The 19,231-nt window shown below is 55.3% G+C and carries 16 protein-coding genes and 1 CRISPR repeat array; of the genes, 4 read left to right on the forward strand and 12 right to left on the reverse strand.

Going from position 1 to position 19,231, the window contains the following annotated elements; all coding sequences use genetic code 11:
• Positions 1 to 11: 11 nt before the first annotated feature.
• Genes IJT02_01600 through IJT02_01640 form a run of 9 tightly spaced genes read right to left on the reverse strand, consistent with a single transcriptional unit; the run spans position 12 to position 11,095 of the window.
• Positions 12 to 2,453 (reverse strand): SpoIIE family protein phosphatase, encoded by a 2,442-nt coding sequence (locus IJT02_01600; GenBank protein MBQ7543619.1) that lies wholly within the window; start codon positions 2,451 to 2,453, stop codon positions 12 to 14.
• Positions 2,450 to 2,764: an STAS domain-containing protein gene (locus IJT02_01605; protein ID MBQ7543620.1), complete on the reverse strand. Its 315-nt coding sequence runs from the start codon at positions 2,762 to 2,764 to the stop codon at positions 2,450 to 2,452. The genes IJT02_01600 and IJT02_01605 overlap by 4 nt, the downstream gene beginning before the upstream one ends.
• A 22-nt stretch (positions 2,765 to 2,786) precedes the next feature.
• Complete coding sequence (locus tag IJT02_01610) at positions 2,787 to 4,067, reverse strand: HlyC/CorC family transporter (protein MBQ7543621.1); 1,281 nt, start codon at positions 4,065 to 4,067, stop codon at positions 2,787 to 2,789.
• The gene (gene ybeY / locus IJT02_01615) at positions 4,064 to 4,564 is read right to left on the reverse strand and encodes an rRNA maturation RNase YbeY (protein MBQ7543622.1); all 501 of its coding nucleotides are present in this window, start codon (positions 4,562 to 4,564) and stop codon (positions 4,064 to 4,066) included. Before ybeY ends, IJT02_01610 begins: the two co-directional genes overlap by 4 nt.
• 22 nt (positions 4,565 to 4,586) lie before the next feature.
• Positions 4,587 to 6,698, reverse strand: coding sequence for an HDIG domain-containing protein (locus tag IJT02_01620; protein ID MBQ7543623.1), 2,112 nt, complete (start codon positions 6,696 to 6,698; stop codon positions 4,587 to 4,589).
• Complete coding sequence (locus IJT02_01625; protein MBQ7543624.1) at positions 6,695 to 7,648, reverse strand: PhoH family protein; 954 nt, start codon at positions 7,646 to 7,648, stop codon at positions 6,695 to 6,697. The genes IJT02_01620 and IJT02_01625 overlap by 4 nt, the downstream gene beginning before the upstream one ends.
• On the reverse strand, positions 7,649 to 9,046 hold the full coding sequence (locus tag IJT02_01630; protein MBQ7543625.1) for a pyruvate carboxylase subunit B: 1,398 nt from the start codon (positions 9,044 to 9,046) through the stop codon (positions 7,649 to 7,651).
• A gap of 49 nt (positions 9,047 to 9,095) precedes the next feature.
• A complete protein-coding gene (mazG, locus tag IJT02_01635) occupies positions 9,096 to 9,926 on the reverse strand; it encodes a nucleoside triphosphate pyrophosphohydrolase (GenBank protein ID MBQ7543626.1) in 831 nt (276 codons plus the stop codon).
• A gap of 8 nt (positions 9,927 to 9,934) precedes the next feature.
• Positions 9,935 to 11,095 (reverse strand): CapA family protein, encoded by a 1,161-nt coding sequence (locus tag IJT02_01640; protein ID MBQ7543627.1) that lies wholly within the window; start codon positions 11,093 to 11,095, stop codon positions 9,935 to 9,937.
• Positions 11,096 to 11,154: 59 nt separating this feature from the next.
• Here IJT02_01640 and IJT02_01645 point away from each other — a divergent pair, with 59 nt between their 5' ends.
• The 3 genes from IJT02_01645 to IJT02_01655 are packed head-to-tail and all read left to right on the forward strand — an operon-like array spanning position 11,155 to position 14,301.
• The gene (locus IJT02_01645) at positions 11,155 to 12,069 is read left to right on the forward strand and encodes a 50S ribosomal protein L11 methyltransferase (protein ID MBQ7543628.1); all 915 of its coding nucleotides are present in this window, start codon (positions 11,155 to 11,157) and stop codon (positions 12,067 to 12,069) included.
• Between the two features lie 53 nt (positions 12,070 to 12,122).
• Positions 12,123 to 13,400, forward strand: coding sequence for a MiaB/RimO family radical SAM methylthiotransferase (locus IJT02_01650; protein ID MBQ7543629.1), 1,278 nt, complete (start codon positions 12,123 to 12,125; stop codon positions 13,398 to 13,400).
• On the forward strand, positions 13,360 to 14,301 hold the full coding sequence (locus IJT02_01655) for a hypothetical protein (GenBank protein ID MBQ7543630.1): 942 nt from the start codon (positions 13,360 to 13,362) through the stop codon (positions 14,299 to 14,301). Before IJT02_01650 ends, IJT02_01655 begins: the two co-directional genes overlap by 41 nt.
• 253 nt (positions 14,302 to 14,554) lie before the next feature.
• Positions 14,555 to 14,973: direct repeats of the CRISPR family, unit length 31 nt; unit sequence GTTACCGAACCTTCCTTAGAGGAATTGAAAC.
• A gap of 100 nt (positions 14,974 to 15,073) precedes the next feature.
• Here IJT02_01655 and IJT02_01660 read toward each other — a convergent pair.
• From IJT02_01660 to hemC, 3 genes are read right to left on the reverse strand one after another with little or no spacing between them, the layout of a single operon-like run.
• Positions 15,074 to 16,042, reverse strand: a complete 969-nt coding sequence (locus IJT02_01660; protein MBQ7543631.1) for an alpha/beta hydrolase — start codon at positions 16,040 to 16,042, stop codon at positions 15,074 to 15,076.
• A gap of 27 nt (positions 16,043 to 16,069) precedes the next feature.
• Positions 16,070 to 17,479: a uroporphyrinogen-III C-methyltransferase gene (gene cobA / locus IJT02_01665; protein ID MBQ7543632.1), complete on the reverse strand. Its 1,410-nt coding sequence runs from the start codon at positions 17,477 to 17,479 to the stop codon at positions 16,070 to 16,072.
• Complete coding sequence (gene hemC / locus IJT02_01670) at positions 17,476 to 18,321, reverse strand: hydroxymethylbilane synthase (GenBank protein ID MBQ7543633.1); 846 nt, start codon at positions 18,319 to 18,321, stop codon at positions 17,476 to 17,478. Before hemC ends, cobA begins: the two co-directional genes overlap by 4 nt.
• A gap of 70 nt (positions 18,322 to 18,391) precedes the next feature.
• Between hemC and IJT02_01675 the strand changes: the two genes are divergently transcribed.
• On the forward strand, positions 18,392 to 19,198 hold the full coding sequence (locus tag IJT02_01675; protein ID MBQ7543634.1) for a hypothetical protein: 807 nt from the start codon (positions 18,392 to 18,394) through the stop codon (positions 19,196 to 19,198).
• Positions 19,199 to 19,231 lie beyond the last annotated feature (33 nt).

A 19,231-nucleotide genomic window follows, 5' to 3' on the forward strand; every position in this document is an offset into this window, starting at 1 on the left:
GATTCACTCCTTTATTCTTCCGCGTCTTGGATGTCTTTGCGCATCTTGAGTACGTTATTCTCGTCGATGTACTCATATGATACTGAGTTCATGCTCTGCTTCACGATGTAGATTCCCAGCCCGCCTATGTCCCGTTCGTCCGCACTCAGCGTAATATCAGGGTCAGAGCGTTCGAGCGGATTATACGGCGTTCCGCTGTCCGTGAAGATAATCTCTACGTCCTTGCCCAGATGGCGGATGCTGATTGTCGCAGTGCCTCCGTCTGTGTTAGGGTAGGCGTAATTCGCGATGTTCACAAAAATTTCTTCGACGGCTAACTCTATCTGCATTATGACCGACGCAGGACAGCCCCACTTCTCGAGGTCCTCATCAACGAAGGCTATAACCTCGTGGAGTTTGTCCGTATCGGCCTCAACAGTAAGTTTGCTGGGTTTGCCGAAGAACTGAAGGCACAGCATAGTGAGGTCGTCGAACTGCGGAGCTTCGCCGGTGAAGTCCATCACTGACTTGTTCATTATGGCGAGGACTTCTTTTGCAGGCGCGCCCGTCGTACTGTTCAGCTCCTCGAGCATCCTCTCTTGGCCGTAAAGCTCGCGGTTAATGTTCGTGGCTTCCGTTACGCCGTCAGTGTATAAGTATAGCGTATCGAGGTGTTCCAGCTGAAATTCATTGTCCGTGAACTCCATACCGTCCATTACCGCAAGTGCAGGATTCGGCTCAGTCTCTAACAGCTCGTAAATCCCGCCCGCCCTTCTGACTGCAGGAGGCTCATGGCCTGCGCTGGAGGCGATAACGTGCCCCGTCGAGAGTTCCAGAATGCCGAGCCACACCGTTACGAACAGCGAAGAGTCGTTACCCTCGCACAGCTGGTTGTTCACGTCAAAGAGTATCTCGCCCGGAGTTCCTCCCATCATTGCGCGGTTCTTGATGAGCGTTTTCGCAATCACCATGAACAGCGCGGCAGGTACTCCCTTCCCCGAAACATCAGCCATAACCAGCCCGAGATGATCCTCGTCAATCATGAAGAAGTCGTAGAAGTCTCCTCCTACCTCCTTAGCCGGGTACATTGTTGCGCTGATGTCAAATGCTTCGTGGTTCAGGAACGGCGGAATTATCTTCGGGAGCATGTCCGCCTGAATCTGCGTCGCTATGTTCAGCTCCGCGCCGATGCGTTCCTTCTCCGCCGTAACGTCGGCCAAGTTGGAGATGTATTCTCTCAGTGAAGCCGTCATGGTGTTGAAGTTCCGTGCGAGGTCGCCTATCTCGTCGTTGCTCGTGATTTCAGCAGCGTGCTCGAGGTTTCCGCCGCTGATTTCGTCCACGTCATGGCCGAGCCTGCGTATCGGTGCGACGAGTCTTTCTGAGAACTTGTGCCCCGCCATCCTGACGATTACCTGAATTATCACGAACGACATCAGGAGAAGAACCATAGCCCAATCCATGTTCTCATAGATGAACGACAACGGAGAAAGCACGAGGCTTCTGGGTATCTTTATGCACAGCTTCCAGTTCGTTGACCTTATGGGAGTGTACGCGTAATACATCTCTTTGTCCGAGAGGGCAACTCCCGTCCGCCCCGCAAGTATCTCCCTGACGATGTGCTGGGTTATATCCGGGTCGTCGGAGAGCATCGCTGCTTCTGCGTTGGGATTGCCGTTGCTGATGACTTTTCCTGTTCGGTCAACGATGAAGGCATGTGCTCCGCGCCCCATGTCGATGGAGACAATCTCGCGGTGCATGTCATCTATGAGTATGTCCATTCCCAGAACGCCGGCAAATTCGCCCTCTCCATCGTAGAATGGAGCATAGAGCGTTATCATCTGTCCGCGTCCCCAATGGTCGTTGTAGACATCAGTGAAGCCTGCACGCTGAATCTTTGCGCACTGCGAGTACCATGCAGAGCCCCTGAAGTCGTAATACACTTCAGTTTGTCCTTCGCGCGGGGCTAACAGGTCGGAATGCGCATCGTACGTCATCAATACGCCTGACTTTGTCGCAAGGTACAGCAACACCTTGCTGTTTTCCTTCACGAACGGTGCCCACAACTGCTCAACATTCCCCAGAAGGCCGCACTCCTCTTTGATGGACTCATAGGTCGTCTCTTCGTTGATGAGTGTCCTGAGCATCACGAAGCGTCCGGCGTTCTCTGCCTTCGGAGGGAGAACCTCATTAGGCAGGAACTTTGACGGATTGCGGTAAAGAACATTAATGTAATCCGCAAGCGTATTCGCATAATTCACGTACTTGCCCAGCTCGGAGTCCGCGAATCTGGCTTTGTCCTTGATGGTGTTGTAGAGGTTCGTCTCCATCTGGGTTATGAGAACTTCCTTGTTCTTCTCCCTGATGCCGAATATGCTCACAGCCGAGATTAGAGCAGTAACCAACAGGGCAGCAAAGGCTACGTTTACGACAAGGCTTCTAATCTTCTTGTCGATGGGCTTCCTGCCTGTCATTTCTCGATTTTCAGGATACGGCTGAAACCTGTTACCTCAAACACTTTGAGAACGTCGGGCCTGAGATTCCTGATAGTCATAGTGCCCTGCTTGCTCATAGCTTTCTGTGCCAGCAGAAAAACGCGGAGGCCTGCTGAAGACACAAATTCCAGTGCCGACATATCGAACACCAGCGACTTCACTCCTGCAAGCCAGCCCTTCACTTCCGCTTCAAGCTGGGGTGCTGAAGTCGTGTCCAGCCTTCCTTCAAGCGAAACCGTGAGCGAATCTCCGTCAGAAACCTTGCTGATGTTCAGTGTTGTTGCGTTCATAACTATAAGCCTCCTTAGACTGTTATTCGTCCTCGCTGTAACTGCCCTGTTCGTCGTCGGGAATCTTCGACAGGTTCAGCAAGGTGATTCTGTGTTCCTCGAGCTCCATTACCTTTATGCGCCAGCCTCCGTAGTTGAACGTCTCGCCCTCCTCCGGGAAGCCGCCCGACATCGTGAGCACAAGTCCGCCCAGCGTCTCTGCGTCGTCGCTCGTGAACTCACTCCCCAGAGCCTCGCTGAGATTCTCGAGGCTGATGCTCCCCTGTACAAGGTATGAACCGTCCTCCTGCTTCTGGACTTCGGGCGATTCCTCGTCGTACTCGTCCTGAATCTCTCCCACAATCTGCTCCAGAATGTCCTCCATCGTTACGATGCCGGCAACTCCGCCGTACTCGTCAACGATTATCGCTATGTGAATGTGCTCATGCCTCATCGCCTCGAGGACTTCAGCGGTCTTTATCGTCTCCGGCACAAAAATGGGCTTCCGCAACAACGTTCTGACCTCGCAGGATAAATTGCTCTCCATTAAGTTCTTCAGCGTGTCCTTGACGTAGAGGATGCCGACGATGTTATCAGGGCTCTCCTCGTAGACGGGGATGCGCGAATGCCCCTCGTCGATGAACAGCTTTACGGCCTCAGCTAGAGTATCGCTGGCTTCGAGGGCTATCATGTCCGTGCGCGGAATCATAATCTCGTGGACTCTCGTCTCGTCGAAGTCTATTATCCCGTCAATCATCCTGCGTTCTGATGCCTCAAGAGCACCTGACTCCTCGCCTATCTTCACGACCTGTTCAATCTCGTCGCGCGTTACGAAAACCTGCTGTGTCCCCAAATCGATATGAAGCAGGAAGCCTATAGCCGTAACACACTTCTTCATTGCCCACGCAACCGGCGAAATCAGGAACGCAAGCACACGCAGGATAGGCGCAGCAAAGATGAGCACGTTTTCCGAGTAGACCATAGCCGCGCTCTTGGGCAGAATTTCTCCGAGAATCACAATCAGCACCGTCATTACCGGCACTACGAACACCAGAGCTCCCGGCCCGAACAGTCCGAGTGCGACGCTCGAAGCCAGTGCGCTCGCGGAAATGTTCACCACGTTGTTGGAGATGAGGCACACCGTCAAAGCCTCCTGCGTGTCGTCAATCAGCCACTGAAACGTTGAGTTCAAGAACTTGTACTTTCCCTGCTCCTGAAGTGTGCGGAGCTTCCCCGTGCCTGTCGCAGTGATTGAGGTTTCCGCACCGCTGAAGAACGCCGACAGCAGGAACAGCACAACGAACCCCATAATTACCCCGCTCATACAGCCAGCCTCCCTGCTATCCTGTCCTGCAGTGCCCACATTTCAGCCTGCTTCTCCTCTGTGTCGTGGTCGTAGCCCAGCAGGTGCAGGAACGAGTGCGCAATCATCAGGCACAATGCGTCGTGCAGGCCAAGTTCCGGGTGAAGCCGCGCGGTTTCTTCCGGGCAGATAACGATGTCTCCCAGCTCGAGAACCGGCAGGCCTTCGGGCTCGTCATCCATCATCGGGAACGACAGCACGTCAGTAGCCTCGTCCGTGTCGCGATAATCCCTGTTGAGCTCGCGTATTTCCTCCGGCGAAACGAACGACAGGGAGATCTCCGCTTCGTCGTAACTTGCTGAGGCAGGGCACAACACAGCTAACTCTTCTTCGAGAATCGCTGATATGCTGTCTGCCTCATTGATGATTCGCTGTGTGTCTGGGTGTTCGGGTGCGGTATCGCTGTCATTAGTACCCGATGAATCTTCGGGGGTATTAATGCATAATGATAACTTCAAGAATAGATTACCTCTTTCGTTGTTATGATTTCCTGCTCTCTATCTTCTTGACCTTGCGGGTGTGGTACATTGAGGTCAGGACAGAGATAAGCGTCTGCTTTATGGTGGCTAAATCCTTCTGTGTGAGGTCTACTTCGTCAAACTGGTTCTCATTCAGCTTGCTCTGCACTACCTGAGTGATTATCTTCTCGACGGCTTCGGCTGTCTGGTCTTTGTCGCCTGCGCGGCCGACATCTGCTGCCCTGACTGCCGCTTCAACGGAATCCACAATCATGAGCAGTGCGGTTTCACGTGTCTGGGGCTTCGGGCCGGGATAAGTGAAGTCGTCCCTGCTGACCTGCTCTCCCATAGCAAGAGCCTTCCTGTAGAAGTAGAACGTGCAGGTTGTGCCGTGATGTTCGGCTATGAAGTCGCGGATACGTTTTGGGAGCTTGGCCTCCCACGCGAGCTCGAGGCCGTCTTTTACGTGCGCACGTATCGTGATGGAACTCAGCATCGGGGAGATGTTGTCGTTTTTGTTGAGGCCTCCGCCCTGATTCTCCACGAAGTAATGAGGCCTGCGGATCTTGCCGATGTCGTGATAGTACGCTCCGGCACGCAGAAGGTTCGTGTCCATTCCGAGCTCTATTCCCACAGCCTCAATCAGCGTCGCTATCGTGAGGCAGTGCTGGTATGTTCCGGGAGCTGTGCGCTGAAGGTCTCTCAGCAGCGGGCTTGAAGGGTGGCTTATCTCCCTCAGCGTCAGAACCGAGAGGATGCCTAACGCTTCTTCCACGTACTGCAGAACGAACGTCATGATGTGCGAGATTACCAGCTCAAAGAAGAAGTACAGCCCCGTATCTGCCCAGAAGCTACCGAGCGGAATGAACAGCCGGAAGTCGTCGCGTGTCATCGGGATGCCTTGAAGGTAGTGCATCGCCGTCCGCGCAGCTGCCAGAACAGCAGTCATGATTAAGATTCTCCTGTAGACCTGCATTCTTGATTCGAGATTGCGGAACAGGTAGAAGCCTAGCGTTGAGGCAGTTACCCCCATCATCGACAGCATTACGAACCCGGACACAGACTGTCCCGTGATGACGAACACTCCAGACACTGACGCGACGAACGAGATGCAGAACCCGAGATAGTCCGGGACGGCCAAGTAAGCGACTGTTACGGCAGGGAGAACCCCCGCGCCGGTGATGCCCAGACGTGCCGCGACTGTCTCGCAGATCCACGCCGTCAGAACCACGAACACCACACACCACCACGTAGGTTTGCTGTTGCCCGCGCCCCTTCCGAGAATGTCGAGCCACAGCGGCAGGGCAAACACTGCGAGCACTACCGCCCAGAGCTGTACGAACGGGAAAACATCTTCCGTGTAACCCTGCATCCTGAGCAGAAAAGCTATCTGGCTCGTAACAACGTCTCCGCGCGCAACAATAACGTCTCCGGGCTCAAGCCTTCTGTCGAGGACAGGGACATCATCAGCCGCCGCACGCCGTGCAAGTGCCGTAAGGTCGTCGTCAACGCTGAAATTGAGATTGCCCAAGCCCGCAAGTATCTGGTAGATGAAGTTCGCATCAGTCTGCGAGACTCCTGCTTTGCTTATCTCCTCCCAGAGTATCGAGGTCATCAGCGTCGTGTTCTCGCGGTAAACTTTCTCGGACTCGAGGCGGTCAATGTACGCGCTACCGATTGTGTACGAGGCGGAGAGTATCCGTGCTTTGTCGGCAGCCGCTAGTGAGGATATAGCCTTGATGAGAGGTGCTGGCATGTACGCGAGATAGGACTTGGATTCGGGCGCGTCGGAGTCTCTTACCGCCTCAAGCCTCCTCTGAAGCCTTGACTTGGCCGAAACGTCGCGGACAGTTACGCCCACGACACTTTCGCTTATCATGTTGCGCAGTGAGTTCGCGGAAGCCTGGTCGTCGTAGCGCATGTGCGTGATGACCCTGTAGGTTTCCGGCGAAGGCTCTCCCACAGCGAAACTGTCTCCCCTGCGGCTGAGGACTGCCCATTGTGCGAGGACGATAAGCACTCCCGCGACGAGCAGGAAGGCTACAGGTGCTGCGTATGCTTTGAGGAAACGGAAATTTATGCGCTGCCAGAAGCTGAGTTCTGCGGAGATTAGTATCTTCGGTTTGTACTTCATGATGATTGCTCGTATTTTGCGTAGGCCTGCACGATCTTCTGCACTATCTCGTGCCTCACAACGTCAGCATCACTGAGGTCAATGAACCCTATGCCCTTTATGCCGCCAAGAATCTCGCGCACGCTCCTCAAGCCCGACTGCGAATGTCCCGGAAGGTCTACCTGCGTGATATCCCCCGTAACAACAGCTTTCGAGCCGAAGCCCAGACGCGTAAGAAACATTTTCATCTGCTTCGGGGTAGTGTTCTGTGCCTCATCAAGGATGATGAAGCTCTCGTTGAGGGTTCTTCCTCTCATGTAGGCGAGCGGGACAATCTCAATGACTCCTTTGTCGGCGTAACGCAGGAATCTTTCCGGCGACAGAAGGTCGTAGAATGCATCATAGAGAGGCCTGACGTACGGCTCTACCTTCTCGCGCAGATCTCCGGGCAGATACCCGAGACTTTCTCCCGCCTCAACAGCAGGACGCACGAGAACGACTCTGTTCACCTTTCCGGCTTTGAGCATCGAGACGGCTTCACACACAGCAAGGTACGTCTTGCCTGTTCCTGCCGGGCCCGTCGCAAAAAGAATGAAGTTGTCCCTTATCGCGCGGATATACTCTCTCTGCCCGGGAGTCTTCGCGCGAATGGGCTTGCCGCGTGCCGTCGTGCAGATAATCTCCGAGTACAGCGAAGAGAGGTTGAGTTCACGTCCTTCCGCGAGGGCATCCATTGCAGAGCGAACGTCCGCCTCGTGAATCTCGTGCCCCTTCTCCGCGACTTCTGCGAGTTCACGGATAATGTGTGCCGCAAGCCTCACGGGTTCAGGGTCAGGGCCGCTCACGCGAACAGCCCCGTCCTTGACCGACAGCGTAACAGGGTAACGGGCTTCGATGGCCTTGAAGTTCTCGTCGTTAGGGCCGAGAAGGCGCGCCTGAGTGAACCCGTCCCCCGATAACGGAATGTCCATTTATGCCGGATATGCCTCCGGTGAAGCCTGAGCCTGAAGGCCGGTGTCGCGCTTGTGGAGCTTCGCGTACTTTTTGGGCAGGAAGTCTTTTGCGACCTGCGGGAACATTATCCACGTCAGAGCGTCTTCCGGCTGTGTTGCCCAAGGCTGGCAGTCCTTGCGCGCCTGCTCCATTTCGGGAGCTATCTTCTCGCCCGGGCGGCACGTGATGGGCTCTTCGCTGCCGATTGCCATCTTCTGGACTTCAGGGTCCATCGGTGCTGGAGGCTGGCCGTAATACCCCAAGAAGTACTGCTTGATTTCTTTCGGGAAACTCTTCCAGCGTCCGCGCAGAACGTTCACTGTCGCCTGAGTTCCGACCATCTGGCTTGAAGGAGTTACGAGCGGAGGATAGCCCATTGCCTTGCGCACGACAGGTACTTCATTAAGCACTGCCTCGAGCTTGTCGAGAGCTCCCATCTCGCGGAGCTGGTTGACCATGTTCGAGTACATTCCGCCGGGAATCTGGTAGCGCAGAATGTTGATATCAACTCCCGCAATCTCGGGAAGAAGGTCCTTGTACTTCTCGCGGAGCTTCTTGAAGTGCATTGTTATCGGGAGCAGGTCAGCAATCTTTATGCCCGTGTCGTACTCTGTGCCCTCAAGTGCGGCGACGATTGATTCAGTCGGGGGCTGGCTTGTGCCGAGCGCGAAGGGTGAAATTGCCGTGTCAACGATTTCTGCTCCTGCCTCGATGCCGGCCAAGTATGCCATGCTCGCGAGTCCCGTCGTGTAGTGGCTGTGAAGCTCTATAGGGATGTCTACCTTCGCTTTGATGGCCTTGACGAGGTCTGTGCAGTCTTTAGGGCCGATTAACCCTGCCATGTCCTTGATGGCGATCGAGTCCGCGCCCATCTCCTGCATTCTCTTGGCCATTCCAGCGAAAGAATCCAGCGTGTGTACGGGCGACAGCGTGAAGCTCATGCACAGCTGAAGGTGCGCGCCTTCCTTCTTGACCTGGTCGGCGGCAACCTCGACGTTGCGGAGGTCGTTAAGTGCGTCGAAGCAGCGCACGATGTCTATTCCGTTGCCGACTGCACGTTTGACGAACTCACGCACAACATCATCTGCGTAATGCCTGTAGCCCACGAGGTTCTGTCCGCGAAGGAGCATCTGCAGCTTGGCGTTCTTTACGCGCGCACGGATAAGGCGCAGTCTCTCCCAAGGGTCTTCATCGAGGAAGCGCATTGCGGAGTCGAACGTTGCTCCGCCCCACATCTCTAACGCCCAGTAACCTGCATTGTCCATGTACTCGAGGACGGGAAGCATGTCGTCGGTTCTCATGCGCGTTGCAATCAATGACTGATGAGCATCACGCAGGCCGGTTTCGGTAATGCGTACTCTCTTTTCTCCTGCCATAAAATATATTCCTCCTGTAATGTGATTGGGATTTGCAGAGTATTATACTTTAATTCTCCAAAGCTGCCTTAGCTTTGTCCCAGAATGTGTCAAGTTCCTGTAATGTATAGTCAGCGATGTTTCTGCCCTCGCTGCGTGCGCATTCCTCCATGAACTGGAAGCGTCTCCTGAACTTCTCGCAAACTCCGTTCAGTGCGGCATCAGGGTCAACGCCGAGCCTCCGTGCGATGTTGACGGTCATGAACAGCACATCCCCTAACTCATCCGCCATGTGTGCGGGGTCATTCTCACGGGCGGCTTCCTTGAGCTCTGAGACTTCCTCGTCGAGTTTCGCGAAGAGGGGTGCGGGGTCTCCAGCTGGCCAGTCGAAACCGACGTGTTTTGCCTTCGCCTGAATCCTGTTCGCCTTGAGGAGAGGAGGAAGGCCGTCGGGGACTCCTGCGAGTATTGAGGTGCTCTCATGCTTCTCTGCGCGTTCTTCTGCCTTGATTCGCTCCCAGTTGCGGAGGACTTCGTCGCTGTCTTTCGCAGAAGCGTCGCCGAAAACGTGAGGATGTCTGCGGATGAGCTTGTCGCAGATTGTGCGGACAACGTCCTTCATGTCGAATGCTCCTGACTCGCTGGCTATCTGTGCCACGAACACAACCTGAAGCAGAAGGTCTCCGGCTTCTTCGCGGATTGCGGCAATGTCGTTCTTGGTGATTGCGTCGGCGAGCTCGTAGGCTTCCTCAGTGATGGGAGTGCGGAGGGTCTCGAGGGTCTGTTTTCTGTCCCAAGGACAGCCGCCGGGTGCGCGGAGACGTGCGAGGATGCTGACTATCTCGTCAAAATAATGTGAGCTGTTAATGTGTGATTCCTCCTTTGCGGATGAAGTAATCATAACACACATTACTTCGGAGACTTCCTGCGGCTAATGGGGAGGACATCCGCGCTCTCTTCCCGCCACAGGACGTTGAAGCCGTAAGCGTCCACTGTCTTTTGTGCCCCGAGAAACTCTAGAACGTTGCGGCCGGTGCTCCGTGTCGTTGCGAGCTGGTTCTTGCTCAGTCCGGAAAAGTCCAGGCTCGCAATCACTCCCTCGTCCGTGCCCGAGTAAGTTACCTCCGTCCTCTTGCTGCCCGGCGCGACAACATACAGCGGAACGCATCCCAGTGCCGCAAGCCTCGTCCTGCCCTCGTCGTCCTTCACGAACTCTGCGGAAAGTATCATGCTCCGTTCTCGCGGTAGTGTCCTCTGGAACGACACGAAATTACCCAGAGACCACGCCACAGCCTTAACGTCGTTGCTGCTCACCCTCACTTCTACGGGCTGGAGGACGTGCGGGTGTGTCCCGACAATCAGCGTTGCCCCCTCCTCAAACGCAGTATCTGCCGCGCGCTTCTGGTGAATGTTCGGGGTGAAGTGGTACTCGTTGCCCCAGTGGAACAGCGCAATGATTACGTCGGGGCTGAGGGCTTTTGCGCGTGCCATGCTTGCCGTGATGTCGGAGGAGGATATTACGTTGAGGTGAACGTCAGAGCTCTTCGGCCACTCGTTGCTCCCGTAAGTGTGATTGATGAACGCCGCACGTATCCCGCCGTTCTCGAGGACTACCGCGTCGTTGGAGGGCACGTCGTCGAGGCCGAGACCTACCCACGACAAGTCCGCGCTGTCGAGAACCTGAACTGTCCTGCGCGCGCCCGCCGCTCCTCTGTCGAAGATGTGGTTGTTCGCGAGGGTCAGCAGGTCTATCTTCCACTCCCTCAAAATCTCCGTGAACACATCAGGCGTGTTGAAGAACGGAAATCCTGCGTACTTCATCTTCTTGCCCGCAGGCGAGACTGTACCCGCAAAGACCGTCTCGAGATTTCCGACGAGGAACGCGTCCTCAAGCAGAGGCTTTATCCGCCTGAACGACGGCGCAAAGTTGTACGTGTCGCCGCTCCTTGCCGCGTCCAGCTGCTGGTCGTGAACCATTATGTCCCCGATGAACAGAAAGCGTGCCCGTGTCTCAGCGCAAGCATTCCCGCACAGCATCACCAGCATAAACAGCACGAAAAGTTTTCTCATTCTCACCGCTCCTTGTAATATAATCACTCAGTCCAAATTTATATCACAGAGGAATTAGCATGAACAATAACAACGGCTGCTGGTGGACAGTGGAACTCAGCGTGCCGGTTTCGCGCGCGGACAGGGACGAGAAGGAAGAACGCCTCAGCACAATAGCAGCATTGACGGACTCAATAGGCTCAGAGATTTTTACCGAGCCGGACTTTTTCGGCAACGACAGGCTCTACCTGAGGACGGACTACGAGGCCTCGCGTGAGATTGACGACGTAATCTACTCGCTGGACTTTTACCTGAGCAAGCCTGCATTCAGCGGCATAGAGATTTCACGATGCAGCAAGATCGAGAATCAGGCGTGGGACACACAGCATTACGACGCATTTCCGCCGCTTCCTGTGGGCAAAGGCTTAATCGTGATGGCCCCGTGGCACGAGGAGGAGGAGATACCTGAAGGCAGGATGCCGATATACATTTTTCCGGCTAGCGCGTTCGGGACGGGTTATCACGAGAGCACGAGAATAGCCCTCGAACTTATGGAGGAGATAGTTCGGAAGGACGACACGATCCTAGACATAGGTACTGGGACGGGAATACTCTTCATCACGGCGTTGAAGCTCGGGGCGGGCAAAGCCATAGCGCGGGACATTGACCCCAACACGCTGAGCGAGGCACGCCGCAACATGAACCTTAACGGCATCAACCCGAAGGTCTGCGAGCTCTCGGAAGGCGACCTGCTGAAAGGATTTACGGGGCAGGTGAACATCCTTACAGCGAACATCCTGCTGAACCCGAACCTCACGATGCTTCCTGACGTGAAGAGGGTGCTGAAGCCGAAGGGATTTGCGATTTTTTCGGGAATGACGCACATAGAGAGCTACACATTCATTCCCGTGCTGAACTCTTCTGGGCTGATAATCGAGCGTGAAGCACGTTTCGGGGACTGGTGGGGATGTCGGGCGGTAAAGGCATGGGGATAAACGACACGGGCATGTGTCGTTTATTGGACACGGGCATGCGTCGTTGTGCGGGCATGTGTCGCGTGTATGTTCACGTTTTCGGGTGCAGATCCAGCCTCTGTGAGGGGGAATACATCGCCGGAGCACTGTCCTCGCTCGGAGCGGCAATCACCGAAGACCTCAGCGGAGACTTGGCCGCCGCCGTAATCGTAACGTGTTCCGTAACGCAGGAAGCAGACCGCAAGTGCCGACAGTTAGTCCGCCGTGTACGCAGAGTGCTCGGCTCTGAGGGCGTGCTTGCTGTGTGCGGGTGCTGGTCTCAGGCACTCGACGAGGACACTGCACGCGAGCTCGGGATAGACATTCTCGCAGGAAGCAGGGGCAAAAGCTCTCTCCCCTCTATCGTGATGAACATGCTCAAGGAAGGCCGGAGCTTCACCGACGCACGGAAGCAGGATAATTCGGAGTGGGAGGAACTCGCGGTAGACGCGCCTCTTCTGCACTCGCGGGCATTCATGAAGATTCAGGACGGGTGCAACCACTTCTGCACATACTGCATAATCCCCTACCTCAGAGGCAGACCCGTAAGCCGACCGCTCCCCAGCATACTTGATGAGATTCGCAGGCTCATCGACAACGGCTGTAAGGAAGTTGTGTTCACCGGCATACATCTCGGAATCTTCGGCCAAGACAACGGCACATCGCTAGCCGCATTAATCCGTGAAGTCTCAGCGATTGGCGGGCTTGAACGTCTGCGCTTGGGCTCGCTCGAACCCTTCTGCCTGACTGGCGAACTTCTTGACGCGCTGGGAGACTGCAAGGCCTTCTGCCCTCACCTTCACCTGCCCTTGCAGAGCGGTGATGACGAAGTGCTTTCGGCGATGCGTCGCGGCTACACTTCGGGTGATTTCGTGAGGGTGTGTGAACACGCAAGAAAAGTTCTCGGCTCTGACCTCCACATCTCTAGTGATATTCTTGTCGGATTTCCCGGCGAAAGTGAGGAAGCCTTCACGAACACGCTTAACGTTATGCGGGCGGCCAAGTTCGGGAGGGTTCACGTGTTCCCGTACTCCGAGAGGCAGGGCACGATTGCGGCCGGACTGCAGGGCAAAGTCTCTCATGATGTGAAGACAGCCAGGACTGCTCGGGCAATCTCGCTCGGACGTGAGCTCTACGCTGATTACGTGAGGCAGTTCATCGGTCAAGACGCGGAAATCCTCATCGAGACGGGCGGCAAAGGGCACACGCGGCACTACGTCGAGGCATTGTGTGAGGGCAGGGACAACGAGATAGTGAGAGCAATTGTGAAAGGTGAGAGAGATGGACAGCTTGAATGTGTGCGCAGGGATTGACGCAGGAAGTTACGAGTCGAAGCTGGCTTATTCCGACAGCCTAAGCACACGGATAATCGCGCGGCTTCCGGGCTTCGACATGAACGCTCTTCGCGAGGAGGCGGAAGCGTTCTTCGACGAGCCGGTGTTCTCGTGCGTCGTTGCTCTTCACGGCGGAAGAAGGGTAAGTGCCGGTGCGTCAGGCTTCAACGACGTAGAGACGATAACCGCGTCTGAGGCACTGTGCCTCGTGGTGAAGGGCAAGGCTCTCGTGTACGACTTGGGCGCGTCGGGCTGCAGGATGTTCATGCTGGCGGACGGAGCACTCATCGAGAGTGATGCTGTTGACGACGTTTCCGGCAATGAGTTCGACCGCCGGTTCGCGGAATACTTGGCCGAACGCTTCAGGGTTGAGGCTGTTGACGTGAGCGAAGCCCGGCGGATAAAGCACGAACTCTCCGAACGAGAAGGCACGACGTGGCACGAGGTGAGAATACTGCGCGAGGAACTCGAGAGGCTGATTCACTTCCCCGTGAAGAGGACGGCAAGAATCCTGCACCGCATGGCGAAGGTTCACAGCCCTGACACCGTCATAGTTACTGGCGGGAGCGTCAAGATTCCGTGCGTGATGAGGACTCTCGCTGAGGTTCTGGGCTTTCTCCCCGAGTACAGGGGGAACGTCATTGCTGAGGGGGCGGCATTCAGGGCGCGTGAGCAGCAGAAGGGGGGCAGGCAGACGCAGAAGGCCGACACATCATCGCGTCTCCGCGAACTTCGTGCGGGGGTAATCAGCCTCGAAGACAAGCTGACGCGGCGGCAGAAAGACCGGCTATATGCTATGTTCCGGCAGGCTGAGGGGATAAACGATGCGGGAATTATTGCGCTGATGGAGAAGCTGATTCGCGAGATAAGGAGTGCGTGAGGAGGTCGACTCCTCAAAAGTCAAATTTACGGTGTTGAAGTGGTGAGGGTTTAGGTGGTGTTTGGGGACTACGTATTGACCAATGCGCAGAACTGCTGAGCGAAGAATTGAGTTTTTCTCGAGAGCGACTCACGGTGTGCCGGAAGAGGTTTGCGGGAATGGTGCTGGTTTATGGATTTGGCGATGAAGAGATTGCGTAATTCGTGCAAGAGTGCTAAAATCACGAACATAGTAACGGGGCGGTGTGTGAAGAGTTACCGAACCTTCCTTAGAGGAATTGAAACTGTAGAGCACTGGCTATAAAATCACTCAGCCCGTTACCGAACCTTCCTTAGAGGAATTGAAACACTCGCTTCGCTGTATTCCCAGTTTACGATGAATTCGTTACCGAACCTTCCTTAGAGGAATTGAAACCATCCTTGTCGTACATATAGCTACCGTCAGTGTGTTACCGAACCTTCCTTAGAGGAATTGAAACTCTTCCATTTCTCCAATCCCGAAGGAAACTTGAAAGTTACCGAACCTTCCTTAGAGGAATTGAAACTTCATCCCTTTCATGGGGATGATGAGCAGCTGGTTACCGAACCTTCCTTAGAGGAATTGAAACTCTTGTGCGTACACACAGCCGTCAGCCCCCATCAGTTACCGAACCTTCCTTTGAGGATTACGCAGGAAGCCATAACGGCTTCTTTTTCTTGCCCTCACGCAGACACGCAAAAAAATTCCCCCTGAAGCCTTAAGCCTCAAGGGGATTGTTTTTCTCTTCCTGTTGCTACTTCTTCATGTACTTGTCGAAGAAGTCCACCATAATCTTCAGCACCGGCTCCTGCATCCAGTACGCCCCTCCGTGCGGTGCTCCGGGAACTACATACCTCTCTGCCTCGATGCCCTGCGCCCTCAGTGCCTGGAACATCTTGTCCGTCTGGCTCGGTGAAACTGATACGTCCTTGTCGCCGTGCATGAACAGCATCGGTACTGTCTTCTCGCTCACGTAGTACAGCGGGCTTGCCTTCTTCGACTCTTCAGGGAAGTCCTTTACGCCGCCGTCAGGGCCGCTGAAGCCGGGAACCCCCTTAACCCACAGAGCCTCAGTGATGCCGGGCGAGTCGTGGAGCTTGCGCTGTTCCTCAGGGTAATCGTCGCCGATGCTCATGAGCTCGGAGATCCCGAATATGTCCGCCGCGCACAGAATGTTGCTCGACTGGTCGAGAAAATCTCCCTTGTCGAACTCCCTGTTGTCGTTCAGCACGCCCATGAACGCCGAAAGGTAACCGCCCGCACTGTTGCCCAGAACTCCGACTCTCGCGGGGTCAATGTTGTACTGGTTCGCGTGTGCACGAAGCCACCTGATGGCCAGCTTGCAGTCCTCAATGGGAAGCGGGAATTTCGACAGCGGAGCATGACGGTACTCAATGCTTGCGACGACGTAGCCTGACTCCGCAAGCCTCATCCTCTGCTGAATCCAGTTGTTCTTCGGAGCCATCATGAACCCGCCGCCCGTGATGAACACGATTAACGGCAGAGGCTCTTTGCTGTCGGGCTGGAGAATGTCCATCATAAGGGTGAACATCTGGCTTCCGCGCTCTTTGCCGGAGTTGAACGGGATGTCCTCATAGAGCATTACCTGAGGTTTCTCGAGTGCTACGTCGAGAATCTTGCTCTCGAACTTTGCCGCTTCGTCAGCAAACGCAAGAGACGCAAGCAGTGCCACAACTAAGAGTGCCAGTAAAACTTTGCGCATAACTATACCTCCATTGATAAGAATGTATCACGAACAGGACAGCACAGCATCAGCAAGCGCATCAACTGTTGCCTGTTCAGCAATCACCGTGCAAGCAAAACCCTGCCTCAACGCCTCTTCTGCCGTCTGATAGCCGATACACACTGCCTTGACATCACGCATTGTGCTGACACTACAGCAAAAGCCTCTGACTGTTGAAGCCGATGTAAATATTATTGTGTCTGTGAAATCTGGAACGTGAAACAATTTTACATAATCGGTGCGGTAAATACAAACCTGTTGATTGCGGATTCCGTATTTCGTGAAAGTGTCTGCGATCTCCGGCGAGCCTTCGAGGGCACGGAACATCAGCACGCTTCCTCCGAGTTCAGCCAGTCCTCCGGCCAAGTGTCCGCCGTCATAGACTTCTGGAACGTAACTCACCTTCAGCCCGTGCTCACGCAGTGCCCCAGCAGTTGCCGGGCCGATAGCCGCAATCTTCGCACCCCCAAGCTCGCGGATGTCCCGCCTGGTCTCTGCCAGAAGCCCGAAGAGTGTATTGACCCCCGTAACGCTCGTGAAACCTGCCCAGTCGTAACCGTCTAACTCTACTCCCTCAAGAGAGCCGTGAAGAGTGTGCGTCTCGATCGTCGGAAGGTGAATCACTTCTGCCCCCAAGTCCCGGAGCGTTGAGGAGAGTTTGTCTGCTCTTCCCGCCGGGCGTGTGATGAGGATTCTCCTGCCGTTGAGGGGGAGATTTGCCCGCCAGTTGAGATTAAGTGAGGCAGTCCTGCCTACGACGATTACCGCAGGAGGAGTGATACTGTTCTCGTGGATGGTGCGCACTAGTCCGCTGAGAGCCGTCCTGACTACGTGCTGCCGTGAGGTTGTGCCGTCCTGAATTACTGCGCAGGGTGTGTCAGGAGGAAGCGTCATCAATAGACGTTCTTGCAGTGCCCCAGCGTTGCCGACCCCCATCAGAAAGATTTGCGTTGTGTCGGTGAAGTCGGGCAGGAGGTTGTCTTTATCGTGTGCGGTGAAGATGCTGACACCAGAGCAGTAGTCCCTGTGTGTTGCCGGAATGCCCGCGCAAGCCGGAACAGCCAGGGCCGAACTCACTCCCGGCACTACCTCGAAGGCCAAGCCCGCACAGATTATTGCTTCCGCCTCCTCGCCGCCCCTGCCGAAAACGTACGGGTCTCCTCCCTTGAGGCGAACGACGTTCTTCCCTTCACGTGCCCGCGCAATCATCAGAGCTTCTATCTCGCGCTGAGGGAGCGTGTGATTGCCTACGTACTTGGCCGCGTCGATTCGTTCTGCGCTTTCGGGAATCATCGCGAGTATTCCTTCTCCGACAAGATGGTCGTAAATCACAACGTCAGCCCGTCCGAGAACTTCACGGCCTCTGAGGGTGAGAAGCCCTGCGTCTCCCGGCCCTGCACCTACAAGCCATATCATGACATCACCTCTTCTGCAAGACGTTCGCCGAGACTCTCTGCGTCCCTTCGTGAGCCCGAAACCATGCCCTTGCGGAATCTTCCGCCGTCAACGTACAAGCCCTTCACCGTCAGAGTGCCGCCGTCAGCCTCTGCGTACGCGCCTAACGGTACATTACAGCCCCCGCCGATTGCCCGCGAGAAGGAACGTTCAGCAAGCGCGCAGTCCCTTGCGTCGTCGTCGTTCACGCAGTCAAGATAGCTGTAGTCCTCTCCTGCTCTGCCCTGACACGCCAATATTCCCTGTCCCGGCGCGGGCATAACCTCATCAACGCTGAACACACGGGCGATTCTTCTTGCTTCACCGAGACGTTCGAGTCCCGCAACGGACAACGCTAACCCACTGTATTCCCCTTCATCGAGCCGACGTAGCCTCGTGGTGATGTTTCCGCGCACAGGAACAATCCTGCTCTTGGGGAACAGCCTCGCAAGCTGAAGCCTCCTCCGAAGTGAGGATGAGCCGATAACGCCAGCACTGCCGACGAGCGCGTCTTTCGGGTCTCCTCTGCGGGAATAAGCGACGACCGGAAGTCCCGGGCTGATGTTCGCCGGTAAGTCCTTGAGGCTGTGGACGGCAAAATCTATCTCGTGATTCATCAGCGCACGTCCAAGCTCAAGCGTGAACATTCCCTTGATGCCCGACGGGTCAGAACTGAAAGGAGTCATGTTCTTGTCCCCTGATGTCGTGATCTTCACGAGCTCCGTCATTATGTCAGGCCAAGTGCGTCTGACGGTCTCAGCAACTATTTCGGCCTGCGCAACAGCAAGAATGCTTCCGCGCGTACCGATTCGTATTACCCTCAAAACTCTTTGTACCTCCTACAATGCTATACTAGCTTCATCACAAATTGTAACTGGAGCTGAGAATTTTACCATGCCCGAAGATTTAGACCCGACTACCGCACGGCTTGTGTCCGAACTTGCCGCCGTAATACTCCCCAGCCTCACGAAATCCCTCGCCGCCGCAGTTCCTGCCCCTGACCTGTCCGGCGTAATCGAGCGCACAAACAGAGCCTCGCAGGACATGAAGGCACAGCTCGAGAAGGTCATACGCGCGGACATTGAGGAGAACAGGGCGGGGCGGAGCATAATCATGCAGTCAATCAGCAGCGTCCTTGAGGACATTGCGGCCTTGAAGCGGACGACGGAGAAATTGCCGACGAGCCTGACAGTTCCGCAGCAGAAGAACGATGACTCCGGCGTTCGGGAAGTCATGAAGAAGCTGGATGGCATATCGTCGCAGCTTGAGGAGGTAATTCACGGCCTGAAGAGTTTTGCGGAAGCCTACGCCGGACGGATGGAACAGACAGCCTCAGAAGTTCCGCAGGCTCCTGCGTACTCGTACAATGAAGCACAGCTCGAGAAGCTCATCACCCAGTCATTGCCGGGCCTTGAAGGATTCGTGAGGGCAAACGCAAAATCGCAGAGCCAGGAGCTGGAGGACTTTTCGCGGGAGATTTCGGCGTTGCACGAGCAGAGCGGCAAAGCATTGGTGCACGAGGTCAGCGGGAATGTTTCGGCGGAGCTCAGCAGGTACGGGGCGGAGATGCTGGGGAGGCTCAACGAGGAACGTGAAGGGCAGTTCGGGCAGGTAACGAAGACGCTGAAGGTGTTGATGATGATGTCGGGAGCATCAATTGTTATGAGCCTGCTTGCTCTGGTTCTGATGCTGTTCAGGTGATGCTATAATTGGCCGATACTTATGGTGATAAAT

Source organism: Synergistaceae bacterium, assembly GCA_017450125.1.
Lineage (GTDB): Bacteria > Synergistota > Synergistia > Synergistales > Aminobacteriaceae > JAFUXM01.

Coding starts and splice junctions, on each gene's coding strand:
- IJT02_01600 (MBQ7543619.1), bottom strand. CDS start 2,453: ATGACAGGCAGGAAGCCCATCGACAAGAAGATTAGAAGCCTTGTCGTA.
- IJT02_01605 (MBQ7543620.1), bottom strand. CDS start 2,764: ATGAACGCAACAACACTGAACATCAGCAAGGTTTCTGACGGAGATTCG.
- IJT02_01610 (MBQ7543621.1), bottom strand. CDS start 4,067: ATGAGCGGGGTAATTATGGGGTTCGTTGTGCTGTTCCTGCTGTCGGCG.
- IJT02_01620 (MBQ7543623.1), bottom strand. CDS start 6,698: ATGAAGTACAAACCGAAGATACTAATCTCCGCAGAACTCAGCTTCTGG.
- IJT02_01625 (MBQ7543624.1), bottom strand. CDS start 7,648: ATGGACATTCCGTTATCGGGGGACGGGTTCACTCAGGCGCGCCTTCTC.
- IJT02_01630 (MBQ7543625.1), bottom strand. CDS start 9,046: ATGGCAGGAGAAAAGAGAGTACGCATTACCGAAACCGGCCTGCGTGAT.
- mazG (MBQ7543626.1), bottom strand. CDS start 9,926: ATGATTACTTCATCCGCAAAGGAGGAATCACACATTAACAGCTCACAT.
- IJT02_01640 (MBQ7543627.1), bottom strand. CDS start 11,095: ATGAGAAAACTTTTCGTGCTGTTTATGCTGGTGATGCTGTGCGGGAAT.
- IJT02_01645 (MBQ7543628.1), top strand. CDS start 11,155: ATGAACAATAACAACGGCTGCTGGTGGACAGTGGAACTCAGCGTGCCG.
- IJT02_01650 (MBQ7543629.1), top strand. CDS start 12,123: ATGTGTCGCGTGTATGTTCACGTTTTCGGGTGCAGATCCAGCCTCTGT.
- IJT02_01660 (MBQ7543631.1), bottom strand. CDS start 16,042: ATGCGCAAAGTTTTACTGGCACTCTTAGTTGTGGCACTGCTTGCGTCT.
- cobA (MBQ7543632.1), bottom strand. CDS start 17,479: ATGATATGGCTTGTAGGTGCAGGGCCGGGAGACGCAGGGCTTCTCACC.
- IJT02_01675 (MBQ7543634.1), top strand. CDS start 18,392: ATGCCCGAAGATTTAGACCCGACTACCGCACGGCTTGTGTCCGAACTT.